This is a genomic window from Paenibacillus sp. SAF-068, assembly GCF_051967555.1.
GTDB lineage: Bacteria > Bacillota > Bacilli > Paenibacillales > Paenibacillaceae > Paenibacillus.
In genome coordinates this window covers 28,954-53,324 of record NZ_JBQCJX010000009.1, presented here as the reverse complement: position 1 = coordinate 53,324, position 24,371 = coordinate 28,954, and the positions used below count along the sequence as shown (strand labels likewise).

The 24,371-nt window shown below is 47.9% G+C and carries 25 protein-coding genes and 1 riboswitch; of the genes, 5 read left to right on the top strand and 20 right to left on the bottom strand.

Features of this window, described 5'->3' with window-relative positions; all coding sequences use genetic code 11:
- Positions 1–299: 299 nt before the first annotated feature.
- Positions 300–413, bottom strand: a riboswitch (TPP riboswitch).
- Positions 414–561: 148 nt separating this feature from the next.
- A complete protein-coding gene (locus ACTHPG_RS26735; RefSeq protein ID WP_076216717.1) occupies positions 562–1,305 on the bottom strand; it encodes an IclR family transcriptional regulator in 744 nt (247 codons plus the stop codon).
- A 359-nt stretch (positions 1,306–1,664) separates the two neighbouring features.
- On the opposite strand from ACTHPG_RS26735, the gene ACTHPG_RS26730 reads away from it, so the two are divergent.
- Complete coding sequence (locus tag ACTHPG_RS26730; protein WP_440392394.1) at positions 1,665–2,690, top strand: alpha/beta hydrolase; 1,026 nt, start codon at positions 1,665–1,667, stop codon at positions 2,688–2,690.
- Between the two features lie 156 nt (positions 2,691–2,846).
- On the top strand, positions 2,847–4,127 hold the full coding sequence (locus ACTHPG_RS26725) for a Fe-Mn family superoxide dismutase (protein WP_440392393.1): 1,281 nt from the start codon (positions 2,847–2,849) through the stop codon (positions 4,125–4,127).
- Positions 4,128–4,280: 153 nt separating this feature from the next.
- On the opposite strand, the gene ACTHPG_RS26720 is transcribed toward ACTHPG_RS26725, so the two are convergent.
- The 8 genes from ACTHPG_RS26720 to ACTHPG_RS26685 all read right to left on the bottom strand — a co-directional run bounded on the left by ACTHPG_RS26720 (position 4,281) and on the right by ACTHPG_RS26685 (position 11,209).
- Positions 4,281–4,505, bottom strand: a complete 225-nt coding sequence (locus ACTHPG_RS26720) for a hypothetical protein (protein ID WP_091039003.1) — start codon at positions 4,503–4,505, stop codon at positions 4,281–4,283.
- A gap of 71 nt (positions 4,506–4,576) precedes the next feature.
- Positions 4,577–5,431 carry a lipoate--protein ligase family protein gene (locus ACTHPG_RS26715; RefSeq protein WP_440392392.1) on the bottom strand — a complete coding sequence of 285 codons (855 nt, stop codon included), beginning with the start codon at positions 5,429–5,431 and terminating at the stop codon, positions 4,577–4,579.
- 193 nt (positions 5,432–5,624) lie between these two features.
- Positions 5,625–6,218, bottom strand: coding sequence for a GTP cyclohydrolase I FolE (gene folE / locus ACTHPG_RS26710; RefSeq protein WP_440392391.1), 594 nt, complete (start codon positions 6,216–6,218; stop codon positions 5,625–5,627).
- Positions 6,219–6,332: 114 nt separating this feature from the next.
- Complete coding sequence (locus ACTHPG_RS26705) at positions 6,333–6,596, bottom strand: YneF family protein (protein ID WP_017690778.1); 264 nt, start codon at positions 6,594–6,596, stop codon at positions 6,333–6,335.
- Positions 6,597–6,761: 165 nt separating this feature from the next.
- Complete coding sequence (locus ACTHPG_RS26700) at positions 6,762–7,793, bottom strand: HD domain-containing phosphohydrolase (protein ID WP_440392390.1); 1,032 nt, start codon at positions 7,791–7,793, stop codon at positions 6,762–6,764.
- Between the two features lie 15 nt (positions 7,794–7,808).
- Positions 7,809–9,683 (bottom strand): tRNA epoxyqueuosine(34) reductase QueG, encoded by a 1,875-nt coding sequence (gene queG, locus ACTHPG_RS26695; protein WP_440392389.1) that lies wholly within the window; start codon positions 9,681–9,683, stop codon positions 7,809–7,811.
- A gap of 171 nt (positions 9,684–9,854) precedes the next feature.
- Positions 9,855–10,439 (bottom strand): signal peptidase I, encoded by a 585-nt coding sequence (gene lepB / locus ACTHPG_RS26690; RefSeq protein WP_440392436.1) that lies wholly within the window; start codon positions 10,437–10,439, stop codon positions 9,855–9,857.
- A 344-nt stretch (positions 10,440–10,783) separates the two neighbouring features.
- Positions 10,784–11,209 (bottom strand): GNAT family N-acetyltransferase, encoded by a 426-nt coding sequence (locus ACTHPG_RS26685; protein ID WP_145326471.1) that lies wholly within the window; start codon positions 11,207–11,209, stop codon positions 10,784–10,786.
- 419 nt (positions 11,210–11,628) lie between these two features.
- On the opposite strand from ACTHPG_RS26685, the gene ACTHPG_RS26680 reads away from it, so the two are divergent.
- Complete coding sequence (locus ACTHPG_RS26680; RefSeq protein ID WP_150364015.1) at positions 11,629–12,240, top strand: superoxide dismutase; 612 nt, start codon at positions 11,629–11,631, stop codon at positions 12,238–12,240.
- A 315-nt stretch (positions 12,241–12,555) separates the two neighbouring features.
- On the opposite strand, the gene mutY is transcribed toward ACTHPG_RS26680, so the two are convergent.
- Both mutY and acpS read right to left on the bottom strand, forming a co-directional pair.
- Positions 12,556–13,920: an A/G-specific adenine glycosylase gene (gene mutY, locus ACTHPG_RS26675; RefSeq protein WP_440392388.1), complete on the bottom strand. Its 1,365-nt coding sequence runs from the start codon at positions 13,918–13,920 to the stop codon at positions 12,556–12,558.
- A gap of 29 nt (positions 13,921–13,949) precedes the next feature.
- Positions 13,950–14,348, bottom strand: coding sequence for a holo-ACP synthase (gene acpS / locus ACTHPG_RS26670; protein WP_339239409.1), 399 nt, complete (start codon positions 14,346–14,348; stop codon positions 13,950–13,952).
- Positions 14,349–14,596: 248 nt separating this feature from the next.
- On the opposite strand from acpS, the gene ACTHPG_RS26665 reads away from it, so the two are divergent.
- On the top strand, positions 14,597–15,412 hold the full coding sequence (locus ACTHPG_RS26665) for an alpha/beta fold hydrolase (RefSeq protein WP_440392387.1): 816 nt from the start codon (positions 14,597–14,599) through the stop codon (positions 15,410–15,412).
- A 130-nt stretch (positions 15,413–15,542) separates the two neighbouring features.
- On the opposite strand, the gene nadE is transcribed toward ACTHPG_RS26665, so the two are convergent.
- From nadE to ACTHPG_RS26650, 3 genes are all read right to left on the bottom strand, one after another.
- On the bottom strand, positions 15,543–16,352 hold the full coding sequence (nadE, locus tag ACTHPG_RS26660; RefSeq protein ID WP_440392386.1) for an ammonia-dependent NAD(+) synthetase: 810 nt from the start codon (positions 16,350–16,352) through the stop codon (positions 15,543–15,545).
- Between the two features lie 138 nt (positions 16,353–16,490).
- On the bottom strand, positions 16,491–16,925 hold the full coding sequence (locus tag ACTHPG_RS26655) for a BrxA/BrxB family bacilliredoxin (RefSeq protein WP_440392385.1): 435 nt from the start codon (positions 16,923–16,925) through the stop codon (positions 16,491–16,493).
- Positions 16,926–17,147: 222 nt separating this feature from the next.
- The gene (locus ACTHPG_RS26650) at positions 17,148–18,842 is read right to left on the bottom strand and encodes a two-component system sensor histidine kinase NtrB (protein ID WP_440392384.1); all 1,695 of its coding nucleotides are present in this window, start codon (positions 18,840–18,842) and stop codon (positions 17,148–17,150) included.
- A gap of 195 nt (positions 18,843–19,037) precedes the next feature.
- On the opposite strand from ACTHPG_RS26650, the gene ACTHPG_RS26645 reads away from it, so the two are divergent.
- Positions 19,038–20,306 (top strand): NAD(P)/FAD-dependent oxidoreductase, encoded by a 1,269-nt coding sequence (locus tag ACTHPG_RS26645; protein WP_440392383.1) that lies wholly within the window; start codon positions 19,038–19,040, stop codon positions 20,304–20,306.
- 167 nt (positions 20,307–20,473) lie between these two features.
- Here ACTHPG_RS26645 and ACTHPG_RS26640 read toward each other — a convergent pair whose 3' ends face one another.
- From ACTHPG_RS26640 to ACTHPG_RS26615, 6 genes are all read right to left on the bottom strand, one after another.
- Positions 20,474–20,860, bottom strand: coding sequence for a hypothetical protein (locus ACTHPG_RS26640; RefSeq protein ID WP_440392382.1), 387 nt, complete (start codon positions 20,858–20,860; stop codon positions 20,474–20,476).
- Positions 20,861–20,969: 109 nt separating this feature from the next.
- Entirely contained in the window at positions 20,970–22,217 is a 1,248-nt protein-coding gene (locus tag ACTHPG_RS26635) for an ABC transporter permease (protein ID WP_440392381.1), read from the bottom strand.
- Between the two features lie 20 nt (positions 22,218–22,237).
- Positions 22,238–22,969, bottom strand: coding sequence for an ABC transporter ATP-binding protein (locus tag ACTHPG_RS26630; protein WP_440392380.1), 732 nt, complete (start codon positions 22,967–22,969; stop codon positions 22,238–22,240).
- A gap of 181 nt (positions 22,970–23,150) precedes the next feature.
- Positions 23,151–23,558, bottom strand: a complete 408-nt coding sequence (locus ACTHPG_RS26625; protein WP_440392379.1) for a type II toxin-antitoxin system death-on-curing family toxin — start codon at positions 23,556–23,558, stop codon at positions 23,151–23,153.
- A complete protein-coding gene (locus tag ACTHPG_RS26620) occupies positions 23,555–23,818 on the bottom strand; it encodes an AbrB/MazE/SpoVT family DNA-binding domain-containing protein (protein ID WP_440392378.1) in 264 nt (87 codons plus the stop codon). Before ACTHPG_RS26620 ends, ACTHPG_RS26625 begins: the two co-directional genes overlap by 4 nt.
- 152 nt (positions 23,819–23,970) lie before the next feature.
- The coding region (locus ACTHPG_RS26615) for a hypothetical protein (protein WP_440392377.1) at positions 23,971–24,371 on the bottom strand (401 nt) is incomplete at its 5' end.

The following is a 24,371-nucleotide window of genomic DNA, read 5'->3' as shown; positions in this document are numbered from 1 at the left end:
AGAGCGCAGAGAAGAAAGAGCGATCCTACAGCAGACCAGCGGAGACATTATTCATGTACAGTTCACAACAGACATGAAGTTAGCACATATCATGGATCTAAGCCAAAAAGTCTCTTTTCCAAGCCCACTTGCGCAGGTTATTGAATAAGCAGTCCATGGAGTATGTATTCTATCGCCCGTTCACTGTAATAAAAAAAGCCGGTCCCCGAAGGAACCGACTTTTATGTCCATCACCAATAATGCTCCTGGTTGCAGCTCCTTATCGGAGACCTTCAAGAGTCACATGTGGTGGTTTGTGGTCATATCGCCGATTACTTCCCTACGCTGGTATGATCCAGATCAGGTGCAAAGGGTCCGGAATCTCATGCGATCCCGTCTCAGTCCGGACAATTCGGACTCCCCCAGTAACGTTAACAAGTTGCGGCATACATAAGCCGCCGTTCATATTCAATGAAGCTGACCCCGCTGGGCCGTCCATTACAGAGTAGCGCAACCGGAACATAAAAACAACCTTTATATTCCAGATCACCAACTTCATTGGTGACAGACCTTACGTCAACATCAAGATAACATGAGCCCCATCTGCGTAGCAGCTTCCTTTAGCACAGGTGCGTATTCGTGCAAAGTCTCCTGCGATAGTCGGCTGACAGGCCCTGAGACCGAGAGAGCAGCTGCAATATTGCCTCGACGGTCCATAATCGGTACAGATACCGCGGCAGCTCCCGGCTCACGTTCCTCATAACTCGTCGCATATCCGTTATCCCGGATATCTCCCATCTGTGCCAAATACACCGCAGGATCAATAAACACCGGCCATTCCGGCCCGTTCATCAGTTCTTCGCGATCCTCGTCCGTGGCAAACGCCATCAAGACTTTGCTGGAAGCGCCCACAGATAGCGGGAGTCTAACACCGACAGGAGCGACTCGGCGTATCGCCTGATCACTTTGCACAGCCTGAATCCGTATCCGTTCACTGCCATCACGCAGGTACAGACTCACAGTCTCCCCCAATCGATCTCTCAGTCGCTCCATCGCAGGCAGCAGCAGAATCGCCGGATCATCACTTCGGGACATATGAGCCGACAGCTCCCAGATTCGGATGCCCAGTCGGTACTTCTCTGTTGCTGCATCGCGGATCACGAACCCTCGATCCTCCAGCGTAGCCATCAAACGGTGTACTGTACTTTTGTGCAAGCCGATTTGGCTGGCAATTTCGGTGAGTCCCAGATCACTGCGTGTGGTAAAACATAATAATATATCCAGCGCCCGTTCTACAGCCCGGACGGTTAACTTACGATCTTCCATGGCATAATGCCCTCCTCATGTTTCATCACATGAAACTTGGTTACATAAATTATATGAGAAACGGTCTCATCTGTAAACCAAAAAGAGCCAAAATTGAAATAAACCTAAGTATAAATTTTTCCTTTTTATAAGACTTAATCCCCTGTAATTTACACACTAAGGTAATGTTACCCATATATCTTAAGAACTATATAACAATTGCGTAACAAATGCCCTCAATCAATTGACTTTGACTATATTGGAACATACGATAAAGATATATTATCTTAAGATATCGCTCTGAAGCAGGCTCTGAAATAAACGCAATTCTCTTTTCATGTCGTTGTTATCTTCAACTGAACTTCAAAGGAGGGGCATTCATGTATCCAACATCCCAGAGCGAAGCCCCGCTGCAAACAAAAGTGTCCGATCTGCCCTCTTCGTTGTCACCGAGGCTGATTCGGTTCAAACATATTATCGTAGCGTTGCTGCTCTCCGTTGTATTTTTTCTACTGTTTTGTTTTATTGCTCTGCACGGTTATATCGCATGGGTATTATCCAATCCAACGGTAGCGCCTGTTTTCTCCAATCCGATGCAGGCCAAGAATATGAAATACGAAGACATCACGTTCCCGGCAGCAGATGGCAGCCGGACGATGCAGGGATGGTATATACCTGCTGACAATGCCGCAAGCAAAACCATTATTTTCAGTCACGGCTATGGTGCCAATCGTGAAGAAACATGGGTGCCTATGTATGACCTGGCACACTATGCCCATCAACTTGGGTTCAACGTGGTCATGTTCGATTATGGCTTCGCCTCACAGGTGAACAAAGCTGTAGCCACAGGTGGCAAAGCGGAGTCTCAGCAATTGCTGGGTGCCATCCAGTTCGCCAAGCAGCGCGGTGCGCAGGAACTGGTTGTCTGGGGTTTCTCCATGGGTGCCGGTACGGCGCTTCAAACTGGACTGATTACACAGGAAGTGGATGCGATGATTTTGGACAGTACGTTCCTGCTTGAGCCGGATACGCTGTACCACAACATTCATAACCAGATTGATCTCCCGCGTCAGCCTACACTGGAGATTATGAAGCTGTTGTTCCCTGTTCTAAATGGTACCGGATTGCAACAGATTCCGTACCAGGAAGTGAAAAAGGAAGATTATCCGTTCCCGATTTTCTTCATTCATGGCACGCAAGACGAGAAAGCACCTTACCCGATTGCAGAGCAGCTCGCTGCCAACCAGACCAATCCGTACTCGGATGTATGGATCGTCCAGGATGCGCACCATGAGTTGATCTTCCGGGAGCATCCAAAAGAATATCTGCGCCGTGTCTCCACGTTCCTGAGTCATGTAACGAAGACAAGCAGTGACGATGTGCAGAACACGAATAGTGGAGAATAACCTATCTAAATTAATTAAAATTCTGTTGATTCTTGAGCCCCTCCGGGGCTCTTTTTTTTGCAATCATAGGACAACAGGCTGGCGGAATATACTCTTGGGACGCATGAAAAGACAGTCTGCATGCAATGAATTTCATCTGAAGGAGGTTCAACATAGATGAACTGGTATGGATATGGTCACCTGCTGCCTCTGCGGATTTTGGAGGAAATACGTTTCTGGAAAGAGCAGGAGAAAGAACATACACTCGTCATTCGTGCTCTGGTTCCTGATCTGGAGCCTCCATATGTCAAGCTACTGGAAGAATGGGAAGCTACCTTTGCGAACAGTGAGCGAGTAGCGAATCAGCTTTTAAAACAACTATTGCCCGCAACCCATCCACCCGCTCCCTACATCGTTCGTTGTATCGATCAACTTGTGTCTGCAGCTCGGCAGCAATCGAGAGAGTTCATCAAACAGCTGTATGTTCTTTTGGAACAAAGTGCTGCGGTGCAAGCTGTTCCGCTTGCCAAAGTACTTATTCTGCATTTCATCCGCGAATCGGAGTATTTTCTGGGCGTATTGGATACGCTTGGCCAACCTGGCATCTTGCGAGAAACGGATTCGGAGCCGTCACTTTTTCTGGAAAATGCACTGCATACGTCAGGGTCAGGGAGCGTCCATCGCCAAGCTTCAGAAGCTTCAACTTCACCAGAGGAGAATGTAAACGCACCGGCCACTTCAGCGCAGATCCAATCCGCAACCATTCAACCGCCCTCTACCGGAACAACACATGCCACGCCCAGTTCTACAGCACCTCCCGTAAAAGAAAAGCCGGTGCCCATTGGAGGACATACCCTTCCACCCCTCCCCTATGCGTACAATGCGCTGGAGCCACATATTGATGAGCTAACGATGCGTATCCATCATGACAAACACCATCAATCCTATGTGGACGGACTAAATGTAGCAGAGAAAAAGCTGGCGGAATCGCGAAAAAAGAATAATTTTGAACTCATCAAGCATTGGGAACGCGAACTCGCCTTTAACGGGGCAGGTCACTACCTGCATACGATCTTCTGGACAATTATGAATCCTGCTGGCGGCGGTAAACCTTCCGGTATGCTCGCAGAGCAGATCAAGCGGGATTTCGGAAGTTATGAAGCGTTCAAGAATCAATTCACGGAAGCTGCAAACAAAGTGGAAGGCAGTGGCTGGGCGATGCTTGTCTGGAGCCCAAGAGCACATCGTTTGGAGATTTTGCAGGCGGAAAAACACCAGAACCTGTCCCAGTCCGATATCGTACCGCTCCTGCCCCTGGATGTGTGGGAACATGCCTACTATCTGAAGCATCAGAATGAACGTAAAAAGTATATTGAAGACTGGTGGAATGTGATCTATTGGCCAGCTGTGGCTGAGCGGTACGAAACAGCACGCAAGCTGTTGTGGCCGCCTTATTAAGTGTTGGGTTCAATCGATTAGAGAAAAAAGAGATATCTCCAGCCGAATGACTGAAAGATATCTCTTTTTGGTGTAGACAGAAAAACAAGCCTCTGTAAAAAGAGACTTGCTTATATTTTGAGAGACTTGCTATTTCAACATGCTCATGCTCATTTAAGAAGCACAGCCCTCGCACGCCACATAGTTGTCGCCAACCTGTTTGCTAATAGCGATCAGATCGCCCAGCTTGATATCTGCCTCATCTGTAAACTCCAGATCGGCAATACGAGCAACGATCAATGCAGCAGCCTCTTCCTTGCTTGTTGCCATCTGGCTGAACTCAGACTTTTCGCCTGTAGATACAACCTCATATAAGTACGTATATCTCAACGTCTCCATCCTAACACTCTCCTTCCGAAATCACATCATATCATCTCTATTACCCAATTCCAAGTCCGATTATCAAGAATTCAATCATAGCGCAGCTTCATCTGCTCAGCCGTCAGACGTACCTCTTCAGAGCCTACGCTAAGCACCTTGCCGGCTTCCGCTTGCGGATAGCGATCACGTAGAGTCCGAACCAAAGAGGCGGTATATGCTGCCGCAGAAGGGACACCTGCCAACTCCTTCAAACTTGCCATCGTGCCGGGCTGAACATCAGGATATCCTTCACTCGCCCCACCTGCCGCATGCTGATAAAATTGACGCACGTCCGCTGCCAGTTGATCTCCTTGCCCTTCCACGATGATAAAAGCAGTAATAATATACGCCTTTGCCTGTCTGCGCTGGGCAATACCACAGAATTTCATCCCGCCTACACTGACATCATAATCCCCCGGGCAAAAAGCACCCTGAACCTCACCCGTTTGCGCCTGATTCGACCATGGCGTTAGCGAGTCGGCAATAATCGAAGCCATCTCCCGGAAATCATCATGGATATTGATGGCATGTCCGGGATTTGGCAGAATCAGTGACACATTAACTACCCCTGGATTCAAAGGTACGGCTGCGCCACCGGAAGGTCGAACACAGACCGCTGTCCCTTGGCTCCTTATCCGTTCCATCGCTTCTACAGCCTGTGGCAACCTGCGGTCACGCAGACCCGCTACGAAGGCATCTGGATGTCGCCATATATGTGCAACAGGCAGATGCCCTGCCCCAACTCGCCTGCACATAACTTCTTCCCATGCAAAGGCTTCGAGTACACTACTGCCTTGTCGCTTGAGTGGTGTCTCCCAGATTTGCAGACGCAATGTAGCATGTTTATCCGCTTGTAGTTTCTTTTCCGACTGTATCGGGTGTCCTGAATGGGAAGACGCACTCATCGTTCCATTACCTCCGGCTTAACGAATTCGTATGTATACAGTATATATAGAAATGATAACGCCATATATAAATAAGCCGGTTCCCCTGGGAACACGGCTTATCATATCCTATCCTGCGGCTTCAGAAGCTCCTGCTTCCAAAACCACAAGGACCTACTCATCCGACTTGTCCATGAAATGGACGTACCGAATTTTAATCTTTTACCAGAGACAAGAACTCTGCACGTTGTGCCGGATTCTCACGGAAAGAACCACGTACTGCAGACGTTACCGTCTTGCTTCCCGGTTTCTTCACGCCGCGGGAACACATGCACAAGTGCTCGCCTTCCACCACGACCATAACGCCATGCGGCTCAACAGCTTCTGTCAGAATGTCAGCGATCTGAGAAGTAATACGTTCCTGAACCTGCAGGCGACGTGTTACCACTTCGACCAGACGAGCCATTTTGCTCAAACCGACAATCTTGCCGCTTGGTACATACCCAATGTGCACTTTACCGAAGAACGGCGCCATATGGTGCTCACACTGACTGTAGTAGACAATATCCTTGACGATGACCAGTTCTTCATGATTCTCGTCAAACGTGACACCAAGCACATCACGAGGGTCTACTTCATATCCACCAAAGATTTCTTCATACATTCGGGTCACACGTGCAGGCGTTTCAAGCAGCCCTTCACGTGTACTATCTTCTCCGATCAATTTCAGGATCTGCTCTACATGATACTCGATCTTTTCCCGATTGTCGGATACTTTTGAATTCATATAATCTTTAACGCCAGCCACTGCCGAACGCCTCCTTTCGAACCACTACTGTAAGAGATTGTTCAAAAAGTTCGCTTCTCAATACTGAAAACCCAACATTTTTGAACACGCACTTTAAGCAGTTATTCCCTGCTATTATTTTCGGCGGCCCGAACTTTTACGCGCAGGATGCTGTTGCGGCTGAGGCATTTTCGCTCCTGGCTGCTGATTCTTCATCATCTGCTGGGCACGCTGCATTTGCTTGCCATTCAGGTTGTAGCCCATTTGCTTCGCCATTTTCTGAAGCATGTCCGGATTGCTTTGCATTTTCTCGAGTTGTTTACGCAAGTAGAACACCCCGATGAAAAATCCCCCGACCAGACCAACAATCAATGTGATAATCGGTATAACAATATCCATCTCTTAGACACCTCTGTATGCATTCTAAAAAGCCTGATAACCCGTGTCACTTCATGATGTTAGACACATATGTTGCAAACCTGACACAGACCGGATTTCCTGAAAGTATCATAGCATTTCCGCACGCCTTGAGCAAACGGATTTTCCAGTTGAATCGTACACAAGCTACGTCATGACAGCTTCAATGAAAACGGTTGTATGCTGAGCCAGATCGATTTCAACCACATCCAGAGAATAACGCGTACTTCCGCGCGCCACCCTGATGACAGGTCTGCCGGGTAATCCCCGATGTTGACGCACAATGACGCCAGTCTCTTTGGTAGATAGTCGTACCGCTGTACCATTGGGATACACGGATACACTCTTGTTGAACTCAATCAGAATGTCCCGATCCAGCTTCGTGCCAGACAACGCCATCATCTCTTCACAGGCCTCATGTGGCAATAAGCTGTCCTGGGATAACCCGTTAATGAGATTATCATAGATATTAGCCACACTAACAATTCTCGCAAACAGATGGATGTCACTGCCTTTGATCCCTCTCGGCATGCCTGTACCATCTACATGCTCATGATGTTGCAGGGCTGTATGGGCAACCAACAGACTGAACTCCCGTTTGTTCTTAATCACTTCGAATCCACGCCATGTATGGTGCAGGGAAGAATTCGCAGCAGAACCACTGCCAGGAGGTTCCCCCACTTTGCCAATATCATGCAATAATGCCCCCACAGCAAGGTCCTTCAGTTGATTATAATTGAGTCCCATATTCAGTCCGATGACCGAAGACAACAAACATACATTCATCGCATGAACATACTGTGCATTGTCTTTGGTACGAATATCGGTGAGTTGCACCAGCAGTTCACGTCCGTTCAGTACATCGTTCAGCAACTTCTCTATACTGAGGGCGACCTTTCTGGGACTCCAATCTTTCCCGGAGCGAATGGATTCGAGTGTGACACTCATTTCGTTAATTATTGCCCTTTTCGTGGTTTCATCCAGAATGTCTTCTGTATCCACATCTTTGTACGCTTCATCCTGGATGTATAGCATGGTCACGCCAATACGCTTCAGCGTATTGACCATGTATACGGTGAGCTGGACTCCGGAAGACAGCAGTACCGTGCCGTTACTGGAATATACCGTCTTGCCCAGAAGCTCCCCCGCCTCCACGCTCTCCACGTTTACATACTTCATGAACGTCCCCCGCTCTTACGATTGCTGCTCCAATGCGAGCAATTGCTCCTTGGTTTGCAGACCGCCTACATAACCCACCAGGGTGCCGTCTTTACCGCTGATGCGGTGACAGGGAATAATAATCGGAATCGGATTCTTGCTAATGGCGTCCAGAACTGCACGAACAGCCTTGGGTCTGCCGATGGTTTCCGCAACCTGTTGGTGTGATGAGGCCTCTCCATAAGGTATATCGGACAGAACTTGCCATACTTGTAGCTGGAATGGTGTTCCAAGCCGATCAAGCTGCAAGTCGAACGTTCTTCTCTCCCCTGCAAAATACTGCTGGATCTGCTGTGCAGCTTCGCTGAGCTTCTCTTCATTCTTCTCATATCGATACTCGCCAATCCAGGTACGCGCCCATTGTTGCAGATGAGCTTCACGTACGTGAAAGGCGCCAAAATCGATGTGACACAGTCCTTCATCCGTAGCGCATAATGTTAATGTACCAATCGGTGTCAGTACTTCATCGTAGTAGACGGGCTTGCCATGAAGACCTGTCACTGCCGAGGGCCTCCACGCTGCGGCCTCCGGTTTGGCAGGCTGTGCAGGTTGCTCACCACCCGGTTCACTTCCGGCTTCCATTTTCAAATCCTGTTGTAACACCCGTAATGCATTGTGCTCTTCATGTTGCTCTGGCTGCTTCTCACTCACTTGCCCAGCCTGCGGCTGTTTGGGTAAGGTCTCGGACGAACGCAGTCGCTCCTCGGCCTTCTGCAGCATGCTTAGTACGTTCCCATCTTGTTCGTTAGCGGCAGCTTCCCCAATTGCTCTCATGGCGTCTTCTCCTCCAATTCTGCTTAACGCCCAGGCTGCGGTTCCCCGCAACTCGGGGCGCGGATCACGTTTTAATACTTCTGTAAGTTTGGGTACAGCACTTTTGTCTTTGAAATTGCCCAGGGCAATAACGGCGTTGCGCTGAATCGGCTTCTTGCCCCGCCAGGCGGCGGAACTCTGACCGAAACGTTCCTTGAATTCCCGGTTACCGATGTCCAGTAGCGGCAGCAGAAGCGGCTTCACAATCTCCGGATCGGGGTGAAACTCCGGATGATGATCCCAGTTCTTGCCCCGGTTCTTCGGACAGACGATCTGACACGTATCACAACCGTACAGACGATTGCCTATTTTCAGCATAAATTCTTCATCTACGAACCCTTTGGTCTGGGTTACAAAAGAAATACAACGCTGTGAATTCAACTGCCCCGGCCCTACTAGCGCTCCTGTCGGACAGGCATCGATACATTTCGTACATTCACCGCAGTCTTCGGTCACAGGTGTGTCAGGTTGAAAAGGAATATTCGTTACCAGTTCCCCGAGAAAAATCCATGATCCGAATTTGGGTGATATAATGGCACAGTTCTTGGCGCTAAAGCCAATCCCCGCACGCTGGGACACCGCACGATCTACCAGTGCTCCGGTGTCTACCATGCTTTCGATCATCGCTTCAGGTACGCGCTCCCGTATGAAATTAACCAGCTTGTCCATCGCTGTACGCAGAACCTGGTGATAATCCTGCCCCCATGCAGAACGGGCAAATATCCCCCGATAGGCTCCCGGCTCCGATTTCGGCGGATTCACCATTTTGGACGGGTATGCCACGGCGATCGCAATAAGTGAAGCGGGCTCGCCATCTTTTAAGGCGGGGTGCACCCTTTTTTCAATATCCGGCTCTTCAAAACCTGAAGCATACCCCTTATCCCGCGACTGCTCCAACAGCGACTTCAGGGAAACAAAGGGATCAGCAGAAGCAAATCCGATATCATCAATGCCCAGTCCGGGGCCAGCTGCCTTGATCTCCTGTTTTAACTTCTCCCATACGGAGGCCTGTGCTGCCCCGGTCTGTACGCTCGTCATTTCTCTTCCCTCTCTTCTTCCGACACTTATTCCGTAAATAGTGAACGCCCGCCTCACGATAAGAGGACAGGCGTTATGTTCTATATATGCCTTGCTTACTTGAATTCAAACGGAACGAGTCTATATGGTTTAACGCAAAATGCAGTCTGAAGTTGTTGTCCTGTCAGCATTTTACAATTTCTTCAATTCAGAAAACGGCCAGAAAATAAATTCAGCCTTGCCTACAATCTGGTCGGATGTAATACTGCCAAACACTCGGCTATCCTTACTTTTGCCTTCATGACGATTATCCCCCATCACGAAGAAATGATCCGGCTCCAGTGTGATTGGTCCAAAATCCGGGTCTTGTACCTCAATATCGGTGTACGTTTCCGCTTGCCGCTCGCCGTTCACATATAGATGGTGATCCCTGACCTCAATTGTATCTCCCGGAAGTCCAACGATCCGTTTCACCAGAAAATCCTTCTTCTCCACACCTTCGCTTGGATCACGAAGTACAATCACATCGGATCGGGAAGGCGTACCCAGATGATATACGATTTTGTTGACGAAAAGGCGATCTCGCTCAACCAGTGTCGGCTGCATGGACTGTCCTTTGACCATCGATAGGTTAAACACAAACAGGTTCAGCAGCATCATGATTACAAAAGCAACCACTATCGTTTTGACCCAGTCCCACAGCTCAGCTACCCAGGATTTCCCCGGTTGTTCAGGCTTTGGCGGTTCGTTACGTTCCTCGGAAGTCACATGTTCCATTGAAAGGTTATTGGAATTCAAAGGGACACCTCGTTTATGAATTAGTTGAATTAAATGTGTAAAATGGATGACCACACTCCCTTTCAGTCTACTTCATTTGGGAGAGTGAAACAATTGGTTATGAGCACCAATACCTTGGATGTCATGAATACAGCCGGGATAGGTTCAGTGGTCTAATTGAATCGGATTCACCGAAGTGCGTTCCGAGAACGAGAAAATATGAGGAATATTACGTATAGAAAGCTCATACAAATAGAAAGGCATATCCCTCACGTTCTTACACGTTAAAGAGATATGCCTAATATGAAATGAACATCTTTTTTATTTCTTTTTAAACATACGAACTAAGCTTTAGACAAAATACTAAGATTCTGGAAAGCGCTCATAATCTGATTGGCACCGTAACCCATAGCTTCATACAGAGGCATGGCTACTTTGTTGTGCTCATCACCCGCCACCCATACCTGGCTGACTTTACGCTGCTGGAACCTTTGTTCCATAGCCTCGACAAGTGTTTTGCCGACTCCACGGCGACGATAGTCTGGATGTACCGCAATACGGTAGATGCAACCCTGGTTGTGATCAATCGTACCGATCAAAGCGCCGACGAGGTCTCCCTCTTCTTCCGCAACCATGATCAGGTCAGAATCCCATGACAATTGACGGGCAAACGGGCCCATCGTGTTCTCATAACACTCTTCCGATAGTGCAACCTGGAGAAGCTCCGTCATCTGGCTTGCATCACTCAACTGAAAGGAACGAACGTGCATGTCTTAAATCTCCCTTTTCGTTAGCTTAGATGAGGTTTTTTACAAAAAGGAATTCCTTTTTACCAAAAACCCAATGTTCATATAATGACAAAAAACGAGAAAATACCGCTTCTCCGTCAATTAAACCATACTTTTCTCCATAAAACACGCATTTTCTTTTGAAAGCGCTTAATTGTAACCGTTTACATTAGAATATTAAACTTCATCGCCATTTAAACACCCAAAAACACATAAATAGTTGCATAAAGGGTAAAATATGTTTGTTATCTCTGGCCCATCATTAGATCAACGCTTCGGGGGACTTAATAAACAAAAATGTTGCTTAATTAGCTCGAATGCGGTTTAATATTAGTGGCAAGGGTATTATTACATATGTACCTGTTTTAAAAAAAACCTAAAATCTCAGGAGGTATTTCATTATGGCTTTTCAATTACCGGCACTTCCTTACGCTAACGACGCATTGGAACCACATATCGATGCACAAACGATGGAAATCCACCACGATCGCCATCACAATACTTATGTAACTAACTTGAACGCAGCTCTGGAAAGCGCTCCTGAACTGCAAGAAAAAAGCTTGGAAGATCTGATTGCTAACCTTGACAGCGTACCTGAAGGCATCCGCACAGCGGTTCGCAACAATGGTGGTGGACATGCTAACCACAGCCTGTTCTGGGAAATCATCGGACCTAATGGCGGCGGAGCTCCTACAGGCGACATCGCAGCAGCTATTGATAGCGAACTGGGTGGCTTTGATAAATTCAAAGAAGATTTCGCTAAAGCAGCTACAACTCGCTTCGGTTCCGGCTGGGCTTGGCTCGTAGTTGGCAAAGATGGCAAGTTGTCCATCACTAGCACACCTAACCAAGACAGCCCTCTCTTCGAAGGTCTGACTCCGGTTCTGGGTCTGGATGTATGGGAGCACGCATACTACCTGAAATATCAAAACAAACGCCCTGATTACATCGGTGCTTTCTGGAATGTAATCAACTGGGATGAAGTAAACAAACGTTACGCTTCTGCAAAATAAGACTGTTTGCATGCAACAGATAACATAAAAGAGAGCCTGATTCGGTCATCGTGACCGTGATCAGGCTCTCTTTTTGCTATCGCTATAGTTATCGTTAATGGATATTGCTTTCTAACGAACCAAGGACACGCTATTGCTCCATATTTCATCGTATCCGGAACCTAACGAATCTCAGAGTAGCTATTCCCCAAAGTACGGGCTTGGATGGGCACTTTTGCATTTGATTTGGCTATGATAACATCACTCAGGTTCGTTAAAATTCTTAATAGTGGTTTATCCATATATAAGACCTCTGGAGTTCGTTAGCTCCCCCATTTAATCGTTCACTTGACCATACGCACCTGCAAAATAACTGCTGATCAGCTTCAGAAATATGTTCGGGAATGCCATCTTGTCCATGTCTTCCGGACCGATCCAGCGGTAGGTCAACCCATCGCCTTTACCTGTCATGATCGGGGTGCTCAGCGCTAGGTCACTCCCATCAGATGGTGCCAACATCGCTCCATCGTTAAGCGATGTTGAGATATTCTGCACATTAGGCGTGCCTGGCTGCGATGAATGTGTTGTCTCTGACTCAGGTGACACAGCTGATGATGAGGCTGTGCCCTCCCTTGCTGCCGCCTGTGCATCGTAGGCAGCTCTGGCTTCCGCTGCGATCAGCGGAAGCTCACTGCTCTGGTCCTGCTCGGTACACTTGTACACTTGCAGGCTCCAGACAATATGGCTGAACACATGCTCCGCATGGGTAGCCAGCCCTTCCGGGCGGGCAGCGAAGCCTTCCGCCCACAGACTGCCGGCCAGCAATGCCATGGCCGGCTCATCCGCCAGCGGCGCCGCCTTCTTGCTGGCTGCGGCGGGCGCCGCGAGCACATGCGGCAGCTCCCACATACGGGCTAGCAGGCCCGTCTCTGGGCGCTGGCGCACAAGCACTTGGCCGCGATGATCACCGCGGCCCTCCACAATCGCGACCAGCCGCTGCTCTGGGCGCGGCGGCTTCGCCTTGGTCTTGACCGGCAGCGTAAGCTCTCTTCCGGCGATGCGGCCGGAACATTGCTCCATGACCGGACAAGTCAGGCAGTGCGGCGCTTTGGGCGTGCACACCAGCGCGCCAAGTTCCATCAGCGCCTGATTGAAATCACGCGCTCGCCCTTCCGGAATGAGCTCTCCTGCGAGCTCTTCCATCAACACCCGGGTGCTGCCCTTCATAATGTCCTCATCGATGAGGAAGTATCGGGACAGGACCCGCATGACATTGCCATCTACCGCAGGCTGCGGCTGGTTGAAGGCAATGCTGAGAATGGCCCCGGCCGTATAGGGGCCAACCCCTTTTAATGCGAAGACAGCCTGCTTGTCCTGAGGCATCTCGCCTTCGTGCAGCTCCATAACCTGTCTCGCGGCTGCCTGAAGATTACGTGCACGGGAGTAATAGCCGAGTCCCTCCCAATTTTTCAGGACATCCTCCTCCGGTGCTTCCGCAAGTGCCTGCACGGTCGGAAAATTTCCAATAAAACGATTGAAATACGGAATGACCGTATCTACCCGAGTCTGCTGAAGCATAATCTCGGATACCCATGTGAAATACGGATTATTGTGGCGACGCCACGGCAAATCCCGTCGGTTGATCATATACCAGTCCAGCAAATTCACGCTGAAATGTTGTTTCTGTTCCTGTAAACCCATAAGCCCTTCCTCTCCTATTGCCAAGCTAGCTACTTTTCCATCTGTTCTACAATTGCAAAGGCCGCTGCCAATTCCGTCTGATGCGTAATACTCAAATGAATGTCATATTGCTTATCGTAAGGCAGTTGCAGACGTTCCCAGGCTTGACTGGACAGCGAAGCCACAGGACGCCCTGTCCCATCTGGAAGCACTTCAATGTCAGTAAACCCCATTACACCACCGATCCCGCAGCCAAATGCCTTGGATACCGCTTCTTTTGCAGCAAATCGACCGGATACAAACTCCGTCATCCGCTTCCCTCGATGGAACGCAATCTCCCGCTCTGCTGGCGTTAATATTCGTTTGAGAAAAGCTTCAGCATGGCGACCGGACAGCAACTTCCGCATACGCCCTATCTCCAGCACATCATTGCCAATGCCATATATCATCAACGCTTCACCCGCTTAATCTTTTATACTATAAAGGTAGTTGACAAGGTTCATCTTCTCGGTACTGAAAACCGCTCTTTTTGAACATGCATTGTATAAATTATCCATTCAATCACATGATCCGTAACTATCCGAACACGTATTCTATTGTAGCAGGAGGGGCGCCCAGAAGCGAGTATCTGTCCGCATTACCATATATGCTAAAATATGAATCAGGAATCGTCTGAAATTCTAAGGAGGTCTGAATCATGCCCATAACTTTTGAATTGCCCACTGACGTAGAGGCTATCATTCGCGGGGACTTTTTCCCTGCACAACAATCCGCTCAAGGCGTCATCATTCTGTTACACGGATACAAAGGCTTCAAAGACTGGGGCATGTTCCCCTATGCAGCTTCACAACTAAGCCAGACGCATCATGTGTTGACCTTTAATTTCTCTCACAACGGTATCGGCGAATATCCGGAGCAATTCTCTGAACTCGAAAAGTTCGCAGTGAATACGTACAGCCGGGAGCTTGCCGATCTGGCCCTGGTACTGGAACATGTGGCTACACAGCCTGAATTCACCGGACTTCCTGTATACCTGGTTGGTCATAGCCGCGGTGCGGGCGTAAGTCTCGTCTATGCAATGGATCATCCCCAACAGGTGGCAGGTGTCATCTCCTGGAATGGCATAACCAATCTGGATCTCTTCACTGCGGAGCAGAAAGAAGAAATGCGTACGCATGGCCGCAGCCATGTCGTTAACGGACGTACAGGTCAGCAGATGCCACTGGACGTGTCTATACTGGAAGACTTGGACAAGCATAGCGAACGTTACGCTATTATTGACCGCCTGGCATCTTCACCTTTGCGAGTCGCACTCATTCAGGGAACAGAAGATCCCCAGCGCCTGCGGGACGGTTCTGCCGCACTTGTGCAAGCACGCCCTGATATCCCATGGCACCAGATTAATGAGGGAACCCATACCTTCAATACCGTTCATCCATTTAAAGAAACCACTCCACAGCTGGAACAAGCCCTCACCCAGACCCTGCAACAGATCAAAGACTGGAGTAACTAACTCATCTTTACCATTAGTAGAGCCGCGATTTTTCTTTTGCCCATTCCACATAACAAAAAAGAGTCACTGCCCTGAGCAGCGACTCTTTTTTGTGCATTGCCTAATATAACAAGCATGCTCATTATTCGTATTAGATACCAGGAATGGCATTGCGTTTGTGATGTGTACGCGTATAGAACGCTTCGAGGCGCTCTTGTGCAGCCGGATCAATCTGTTTGCCTTCAAGATAGTCACTGTTCGCTTCATACGAAATTCCCAGCTCATCTTCGTCCGTCTGACCTTCCCATAGCCCTGCAGATGGTGCCTTGTCCAAAATAGCCTGTGGCACCTTCAGATATGCTGCCAGTTGACGTACCTGACGTTTGTTTAGTGTGCTCAGCGGCGTGATATCGACAGCGCCATCGCCCCATTTGGTGTAGAAGCCCGTGATGGCTTCGGATGCATGGTCCGTACCTACAACGAGCAGGTTTTCTTCAAACGAAAGCGCATATTGCATTACCATGCGAGTTCTCGCCTTAACGTTACCTTTGCCTTGGTGAGTCATATGGCGTGGGCTACCCAAGGATTTGAACCCTTGCTCCACTTCCAGTGCAATTTCATTCACTGCATCTTCGATATTCGTTTCCACAACATTCTTCAGGTCGTATGCTTTTGCTACAGCATAGCTGTGGTCGATATCGGATTGCTCACCATAAGGTTGGAATACCCCCAGTGTTTTGTACTCCTGGTTGTTTTCTTGCGTAAGCTCGTCCGTTGCTTGTTTGCAAAGTGCCGTAGCCACTGCACTGTCAATACCGCCGCTGATCGCAATCAGCAAGCCCTTGGCACCCGCATTTTTCACATACGTCTTCAAAAAATCAACACGCTTGCGTACTTCCTCTTCTTCATTGATGCTTGGTTTAACCTTCAATTCAGCGATGATCTGTTGTTGCAAACTCATCGTTCACACACCCCGTTTCTAAATTAATGAAATTTGATGTCCATCTTGAAAGGTCCGAATGGTTCAATAACCTTATCTATCCAAAATGAAACGCCCCGGCATCGGTGATCCGAAGGGCGGGGCGTTCTATGGAGCGAATTAACGGCAATAACGTTCAAATGCACTTGTCAGATCAGCCGCAATTTCCTCTGCAGAACGGTCTTCCACTTGATGACGCTCGATAAAGTGAACGAGTTCTCCGTCTTTCATCAGGGCAATGGACGGTGAAGATGGCGGATACGGTGCGAAGAATTCACGTGCTTTTGCAGTTGCTTCCTTGTCCTGACCAGCAAATACAGTGTACAGGTGATCCGGTGTAATATCGTGCTGAAGTGCTTGGGACACACCTGGGCGACATTGACCTGCGGCACATCCGCACACAGAGTTAATGACAACCAGTGCTGTTCCTTTTGCATCCGGCAGGCTTGCTTCCACTTCTTCTGGAGTACGCAACTCCTGGATTCCTAGACGAGTTAACTCATCCCGCATGGGTTGAACCATATCTTTCATGTATTGATCAAATGACATCGACATTCGGTTTCACTCCTTATAAATGGTTGTTCTATGATCTCGATAGAATTTAAAGGCAAATAACTTTCCAAAACAACGTTACATTCATATCGAACATTATGGATGTAATGATGTGCTATTCCTATTATACATCCATAAGCAATGAAAGCAAGGTTCAGAAACCGCCTGCGGAAAGGCTTCTTCCATAATATTATGTCTCAATGTCTGGCAAAATATGCTGAATGACTAACGTTCAAATGCGACTTTGAAGGTGGTACCCTGGCCTTCCTCCGATTCCACAGTAATGGTTCCATTATGTCGTTCAACAATACTCAGGCACATGGACAATCCAAGTCCGGTTCCCTTGGCTTTTGTCGTATAAAAAGGTTCAAACAGCTTTTCCTTTTTCACCCTGGGTATACCCGGTCCTGTATCATGAACACACAGTTCCACCTTATCATCCACAATCCGCGTCTCCAGCGTAAGCACACCCTTCTCATTCATGGCTTCCATCCCGTTACGGGCCAGGTTCAACACCACCTGTTTGATTTCCTTTGAATTGAGATGCAGCTTCGGCACATTATGGGCCAGCATGAGTTCAATACTCTGACCACGCAGGTTCGCATCAGCCCATAACAATGGACTGAGCTCATGTATGATATCGTGCAGCTGGGATTCCTCTTTCTCGGCAATACGATTCTGGGCCAGAGACAGGAAATCATTAATGATACTGTTGGCCCTGTCCAGCTCTTCCAGAACGATCCGGTAATAGTGATCCAGGGAGTCCGGACTCTTTTCCTGCATGAGTTGAAGAAAGCCCCGCACGACCGCCATTGGATTACGCACCTCATGCGTAATGCTTGCAGCCATCTGCCCCACCAGACTGAGACGATCCACATTATCCAGTTCACTTCGCAACATCTCAAGCTCCGTGATATCCTGAATGATCAGCATGGCACCTGTAACTTCTCTCGTATTGTCTGTTGGAAAGGCATAGATCGGTACGGTTCGGGACTGAAATACGTGCGCACCGTAACGAACGGTTAATCCACTAATCTCACCATGAACAACAGCTCTGCGAATGCTTTTATCCATTTTATCCGCCTGACCTTGTTCAACAAATTGACTGGCTGGCTGTCCAATGAGATCAGGCGTGGAGGTACAAGGAAGCTGCTCTCTTGCGGTTTGCTCCATCATTTCATTGACAAACATCACCGTGCCTTGTTTATCTACGGTGGCAATGGAAAGCGGCACTGCGTTCAAAATCTGATGAAGTTTCTCCGTTTCGGCTATGTATCGATGGTGGACTTCCGAGAGATGCTGCTCCAGCCCGCGATAGTGCTTCATCCGTTCCAGCCATAGCAGACTCAGACTGCCCGTAATAATGGCTCCAGCGGTATATCCAAGTGCTGTAAGTATCATGTAGGTCGCAGAGTATGTGGATTCATTCTGGAGGGATACGATCCATAACAGACTCGTTACAACCAGTTCCATTGTAATCAGGATGATAAGGATCGCCATTTTGCGCGAAGGTGTATTAGGCTTGAATCGTTTGGCAGACAACCATACAATAGGATAGAGAAGAATGCCCGTATAAAGAAGAAATCCGTACAGATCATAGGGATGCGCAAACAGAAGATAGAAGAGAATATGTAGAATGGACACCGTTACGCCTATAGCGGACTTACAATACAAAATAACAAGTATCACAGGTACGATGCTTAATGATATGGGTACGGTTACCGGGCTTGCATAGAGCGCAAACAGCAGACACAGTAACATGCTCGCGACACTTGTCACGGCAAAACTGGTATGAAAGGTTCCGGCATGTTCCATTCTGAAAATAGCCCGCTTGGAAAGTACCAGACGGAATAAGGGAATCAGAAATACCGCCGACCCTGCCAGCAGTACTTGTAAAAGCATGTCCTTTAACGCAACCACAATGCCATCTCCTCCTCTGCCTGCACATTCCCTCATGTATTTCTGATTAAAACATAGGCGACAGTTTATTACAATATATCCCTTAAGACTGCATAATAGAACTGCTCGTAACTCCATTATATTTCAGAAAAAGCCAGGAGTAGACACATTTTACGTAAAACAGACAAATTCAATGAAAAAAGAGGGTAATAACATATGTATGATGTCATTGTAATTGGTGGTGGATCTGCGGGCCTAATGGCTTGCGTTGCCGCCGCCGAGCATGGAGCCTCCGTGCTTCTGCTGGATAAAGGAGATCAACTGGGTCGTAAACTCGGCATCTCTGGCGGAGGTCGATGCAATGTAACCAATGCCAAGGAGACGGATGAACTCATCCGGCATATTCCGGGTAATGGGCGCTTTTTATACAGTTCTTTTCAGAATCTGGACAACCAGGGAATCATGCGTTTCTTCGAGAATCTCGGAATTGCCCTGAAAGAAGAAGACAACGGCAGAATGTTCCCTGTAACCGATAAAGCGAAAACAGTTGTGGATGCGCTGGTAGGCAAAATTGTCTTCCTCGGTGTCGAGATACGTACCAAAGAACCGGTGAAGGAACTCATTCAGAATGGTCAGCAAGTACAGGGTGTTAAATTGATGTCTGGTAAAACGATTCTTGGACGTTCTGTCATTATCGCTACTGGTGGCAAATCCGTACCCCAAACCGGATCAACCGGAGACGGTTACCCCTGGGCTGAGGCTGCGGGCCACACGATTACGGAGTTGTATCCAACCGAAGTACCTATTGTGTCTGGGGAGAGTTGGATCCAATCCAAGGAACTGCAAGGTTTGTCTTTGAGGGATATCGGTTTATCTGTATTGGACGTCAAAGGAAAAACGGTCATTTCTCATCGCGGGGATATGATCTTCACGCATTTTGGAGTGTCTGGACCGGTTGCACTGCGTTGTAGCCAATTTATCCGCAAAGTGCAGATGAAGTCTGGAAACACACAGGTTATCATGAGTATTGATCTGTTCCCGGAGTTATCTGCAGGCGCATTGGAAGCACAGGTTCAACAGGTATTGGAACAAGAGTCCCGCAAGGCTGTCAAAAATATACTCAAAACATGGGTTCCAGAGCGCATGATTCCATTATTGATGAGACGCGCAGAGATCAGTGATGACCTCACTTTTCACCATTTCCCCAAAGGCATGTTGAGCAACTTGTGCGGGCTAATGAAAGCTTTTACCTTCCGTGCAGACGGAACGAGATCGCTCAAAGAAGCCTTCGTCACTGGAGGAGGAATTCACTTAAAAGAGATATACCCAAAAACTATGGAATCCAAGCTGCTGCCAGGACTATTCTTTTGCGGTGAAGTTCTGGACATTCACGGCTACACCGGAGGGTATAATATCACCGCTGCATTCTCCACCGGATATACGGCTGGCATGCATGCGGCTGGGTATAAACATGTTAATTCATAAGAAGAGGTTGTTTAATAATAGCTATTACACACTTTAATCGCATGATGAATTGCTTCACATGCCAAAAACCCCGATATCCACTATCTGTGGAATATCGGGGTTTTTGGGCATTATCCCTTTTTGAAAAGATGGAACGAACCACTTCTAGCTTGTAGTCTTTCCCTTCTCTATGCTTTGACACTGCCTGAGAATCCATCAGCCGAATCATCGTACGCTGGGTCCTCGCTATAGTTATGTCTGCCTTGCTCCGTTTGGATTTCCTGGTTACCGCTTGCATACCCCTCATTCCAGTCCTCATTCACGAGATGAGCCGGAATCGATATATTCTGAAACTGATCCAGTTCTTCCGTTTGCGAGGAAAATACGGCACTTCCTCCATGAGATTGAACAATCTCTACGGCAGACTGCGGATCTTGGCGATCTGTGGGGATATACAATTCCAGCGGGCCGGACTGATACGGCTTATATCCCAATTCCTCCAAAGTTGCCCTCGCGGCATTCAACGCTGAACCGTCTGAGAAATGCACCTGTAGTTCGCTATTATCCATCATCATCTCTTCCTCCTTGCTACAGCTAATCTCTGATCATCCATAGATGAGATTCTACTTCTATAGCATGGGCAGTTATAGCGCGTGATATGCTCTCACTTAGAAAGGAATTCCTTTAGGTACGGGTAAGCCGAACCCATCCGGCAATAGATAATACACAGAGTCCGAAGGCTACCGCACCTGCAGCGGTCAGAATACCCACGATCCAGCCGAGCCAGGCCAATCCCAGTGTGAATCCCATCAGAATTCCAATTGGGACAAACAACATCCGAACCATCATTGAGCCTGCAAGATGCAGCGCCTCCGAGTCATACGTTATGAGCTGAACATAGTCTGACGTTGCAAAAACGTCCCAGGAACGATAAAACATCACCGTCAACATGATGATTAGTAATGCACACACAATAACATTGACCGGAAAAGGTGGTAATGCAACCGCGGCGATAGATAGTCCTCCAAGCTGCATATACAATTTCATCGTAGCTGAGTTCCGGAAAAATGCCTTGAAAGCAATCTCCGCTGTCCGATTCGCGATGGACCGATGGCGTAACAGTTTACGCGGTTTGCGGAAGATAATAGAACGTGTTCGTGGAGCATTCGGCTTGCTCACCACCCGACTTAACATTAGAGCTGTAAGCTGAAGTCTGCTCCGCAGATCCTCTCGCACATCCCCTTCAAACGTTCCCTTCATCAACAGCCTCATCTGTCCAACTGTAATCAGAAGAAGCATGATCACCCCGATACCCAATATGACTTTCCACGTCTGTCCATACATCCATAATGTTGCCTGAATGGTCATGTAACCTATGCCAATGACGAGAGGAATCATCTGAATCCAGCGTCGCCATCCTGTATGTCGAACCTTCGTCATATGCAATGTTATGGCTTGGAATGAAGCGACTGCACCGAACCAGACAGCCATAAGTGCAATCTGAAGGTTCGACATCTCATAGACCCGGGACCACAGAGGGGCAGTCAGTGCTGTAATCACGATCATTTTGCCCAGATGTTGCAGACAGGCGCGGTAGAGCCCTTGCCTCATTAACGTGCGCATCCACAACGGCCTTGATTTCAAAAACAATACATCCGCTTCCTCTACAAAGATCAACACACCACCGGTAAGCATAACCACATCAATCAGCCCAGTCAGTACGGGGAGCGGTAATCCTGTCGCCCATGCAGGCAGTGGTTTGGTCCACAGACTTATGTACCACCCAATCAGATAGAGCAAACCTGGAACAAGCAGGTATACCCACACCGTCCAATCCACGACGAGTCTGAGATTTTTGATCTGTTCCCTGAAATGCTCCTTGCGTCTTCTCCTGTATAAACGAAGTGGTGTATAATGCTGGGAAGTTTCCATCCTCTCTCACCTCTCTCTATCTAAGACGTCAGTACATCGAAACAGTCAAACAAAGAGGCTTCCGGCAATCCTGCCGCTTCACGGATCTCATCCAATGATCCTTCGGCAGCAGATCTGCCTGAAGCAATCAGAATAAATCGGTCGCAGATTCGTTCAGCGGTATCCAGTACATGCGTAGACATGAGCACACCCGCGCCGCGGCGACGTTCATCATCCAGTAATTTCAGAAAATCCTTGGTTGCACGAGGGTCCAGCCCGATGAACGGCTCGTCCACGATATAGATATCCGGCGAAGACAGAAATCCGATCATTAGCATCATTTTCTGCCGCATGCCCTTCGAAAAACTGGCTGGAAGATCATTCCGGACGTGGTCCATGCCGAAACGAATCAACAGTTCCTCCGCTCTGGCGACAAAGAATTCTTCCTCCATTTCATACGCCGCTGCGGCCAGATCGAGATGTTCCCACAGGGTCATATATTCGTAAAAAACCGGTTGCTCCGGGATATAGGCATAGCGACCCTCTCCCCCAATCGTCACTTCATAGTTCGCATGTTCCAGCAGCCCAAGCAGTGTCTTAATCGTGGTACTTTTGCCCGCACCATTTGGTCCGATAATGCCTACCAGCTCTCCTCGCGCCACATTCATTCGAATATTGCGAATGGTCGATTGTCCTGGCTCGTATCCTGCCTCTGTAATATGTACGTCCAATATGGACTCCTGTATGGCTGTACTGTTATATTCCGTTCCCATATCATTCACTCCCTGTTCTGATCAGGTGTTTCATTCGTTCTTTAAGTTTATTGTAATCTACATCCGTTGAATTAAAGACTATTCACACTCGCACTCCGATGACAGAACGACTTTCGATCGTTGTTATTTCCGCAAAAAATAAAGCAATAAATCATAGTATTGTATGACTTATTGCTTACTATTATATTTCATTTTCAGTAACACAGTATGTACGAATAATCGAGACCAGTTCTTCGAATGTGTACTTGTGGTTCACCATATCGACAGTAAAGTCCTCAGCAAAAGTTTGATCCATTTTAAGATACACATTGTTATAACGCAGGAAGATTACCAGTGCGGTAAAAGCCGTTCCTTTATTGGCATTATGAAAAGGGTGATTTTGGCCCAAAGATTGAAAAATCGCAGCAGATTTTTCATATATAGATGGGTAGGCATCGTTACCAAAAGCTGATGATTGCGCTCTTATAATCGCGGATTCAAGCAGACCAGAATCTTTAACTCCAATCTGCTCTCCAGGACTGTAACGCTTAATCATAGCGACATTGATCGCAATAACCTCTTGTATGCTCAAATACCGGGTCATGCTCATCTATCCTTGAGACCTTTCAAAGTTTGATCGTATTCACCTATCACATCAGCTAATGTATCCATAAAATCATTACTGATTCCGTTAGGCAAATTGACTTTTGTAGACTTCTTAATAATAATTTCCCCGTTAGACTGATTTACCTCAATTTGAACCATGTCACCTTGTTCAAGACCAATTTGTTTGAAGGCATCCGTCATGGTTAATCCAAGACTATTACCAAATTTCGTTACTTTTCGTTCCATTTCACTCACCCTATTCATTCATTTCCCTCCTTAGTTATACTATTCAACTGTTATAACAATTATACTGAAATTCTTGTCCATTTGCATATTATTTTGAATTTTAAAAAGCATAAAAAAGAAGCAGGGGTTCCGGAGCCCCTGCTTCTTCATATTACAGTGAAAATCTCATATTAGCGATTTGTCTCCACCATAGATGTAGTTTCGCTCTCTGCATCCGCATCCACGTTCAGACCCAGATCCAGGGCACCGCGGCTTTCGCTCGCATAGCTGCTGTTCACGTTACGCTCGCTGTCTTTCACGCTGTTGTTGCGTTCAGTTTGAGCCATCGTTGCACTCTCTCCTTCAGCCTTCGCGTTCAGACCCAGATCCAAGGCGCCACGGCTTTCGCTCGCAACGTTTTTGCTCACGTTACGCTCGCTGTCTTTCACGCTGTTATTGCGTTCAGTTTGAGCCATTGTTGCACTCTCACCTTCCGCTTTGGCGTTCAGACCCAGATCCAGCGCACCGCGGCTTTCATTCATGAAGTTACTGCTCGTGTTACGCTCACGGTCGTTCACGCTGTTATTGCGTT

Bases quoted from the DNA above. Each gene is read 5' to 3' on its own strand.
- ACTHPG_RS26685 (WP_145326471.1), bottom strand. From the start codon at position 11,209: ATGCACGTTCGTTCCTTTCAGTTGAGTGATGCAAGCCAGATGACGGAG.
- ACTHPG_RS26620 (WP_440392378.1), bottom strand. From the start codon at position 23,818: ATGAATAGGGTGAGTGAAATGGAACGAAAAGTAACGAAATTTGGTAAT.
- ACTHPG_RS26630 (WP_440392380.1), bottom strand. From the start codon at position 22,969: ATGGGAACGGAATATAACAGTACAGCCATACAGGAGTCCATATTGGAC.
- ACTHPG_RS26735 (WP_076216717.1), bottom strand. From the start codon at position 1,305: ATGGAAGATCGTAAGTTAACCGTCCGGGCTGTAGAACGGGCGCTGGAT.
- ACTHPG_RS26705 (WP_017690778.1), bottom strand. From the start codon at position 6,596: ATGGATATTGTTATACCGATTATCACATTGATTGTTGGTCTGGTCGGG.
- ACTHPG_RS26665 (WP_440392387.1), top strand. From the start codon at position 14,597: ATGCCCATAACTTTTGAATTGCCCACTGACGTAGAGGCTATCATTCGC.
- ACTHPG_RS26700 (WP_440392390.1), bottom strand. From the start codon at position 7,793: ATGAAGTATGTAAACGTGGAGAGCGTGGAGGCGGGGGAGCTTCTGGGC.
- ACTHPG_RS26680 (WP_150364015.1), top strand. From the start codon at position 11,629: ATGGCTTTTCAATTACCGGCACTTCCTTACGCTAACGACGCATTGGAA.
- ACTHPG_RS26640 (WP_440392382.1), bottom strand. From the start codon at position 20,860: ATGATGATGGATAATAGCGAACTACAGGTGCATTTCTCAGACGGTTCA.
- acpS (WP_339239409.1), bottom strand. From the start codon at position 14,348: ATGATATATGGCATTGGCAATGATGTGCTGGAGATAGGGCGTATGCGG.
- mutY (WP_440392388.1), bottom strand. From the start codon at position 13,920: ATGGGTTTACAGGAACAGAAACAACATTTCAGCGTGAATTTGCTGGAC.
- ACTHPG_RS26655 (WP_440392385.1), bottom strand. From the start codon at position 16,925: ATGTCGATGTCATTTGATCAATACATGAAAGATATGGTTCAACCCATG.
- ACTHPG_RS26715 (WP_440392392.1), bottom strand. From the start codon at position 5,431: ATGAGTGCGTCTTCCCATTCAGGACACCCGATACAGTCGGAAAAGAAA.
- queG (WP_440392389.1), bottom strand. From the start codon at position 9,683: ATGACGAGCGTACAGACCGGGGCAGCACAGGCCTCCGTATGGGAGAAG.
- nadE (WP_440392386.1), bottom strand. From the start codon at position 16,352: ATGAGTTTGCAACAACAGATCATCGCTGAATTGAAGGTTAAACCAAGC.
- ACTHPG_RS26645 (WP_440392383.1), top strand. From the start codon at position 19,038: ATGTATGATGTCATTGTAATTGGTGGTGGATCTGCGGGCCTAATGGCT.
- ACTHPG_RS26720 (WP_091039003.1), bottom strand. From the start codon at position 4,505: ATGGAGACGTTGAGATATACGTACTTATATGAGGTTGTATCTACAGGC.
- ACTHPG_RS26635 (WP_440392381.1), bottom strand. From the start codon at position 22,217: ATGGAAACTTCCCAGCATTATACACCACTTCGTTTATACAGGAGAAGA.
- ACTHPG_RS26625 (WP_440392379.1), bottom strand. From the start codon at position 23,558: ATGAGCATGACCCGGTATTTGAGCATACAAGAGGTTATTGCGATCAAT.
- lepB (WP_440392436.1), bottom strand. From the start codon at position 10,439: ATGGAACATGTGACTTCCGAGGAACGTAACGAACCGCCAAAGCCTGAA.
- ACTHPG_RS26730 (WP_440392394.1), top strand. From the start codon at position 1,665: ATGTATCCAACATCCCAGAGCGAAGCCCCGCTGCAAACAAAAGTGTCC.
- ACTHPG_RS26725 (WP_440392393.1), top strand. From the start codon at position 2,847: ATGAACTGGTATGGATATGGTCACCTGCTGCCTCTGCGGATTTTGGAG.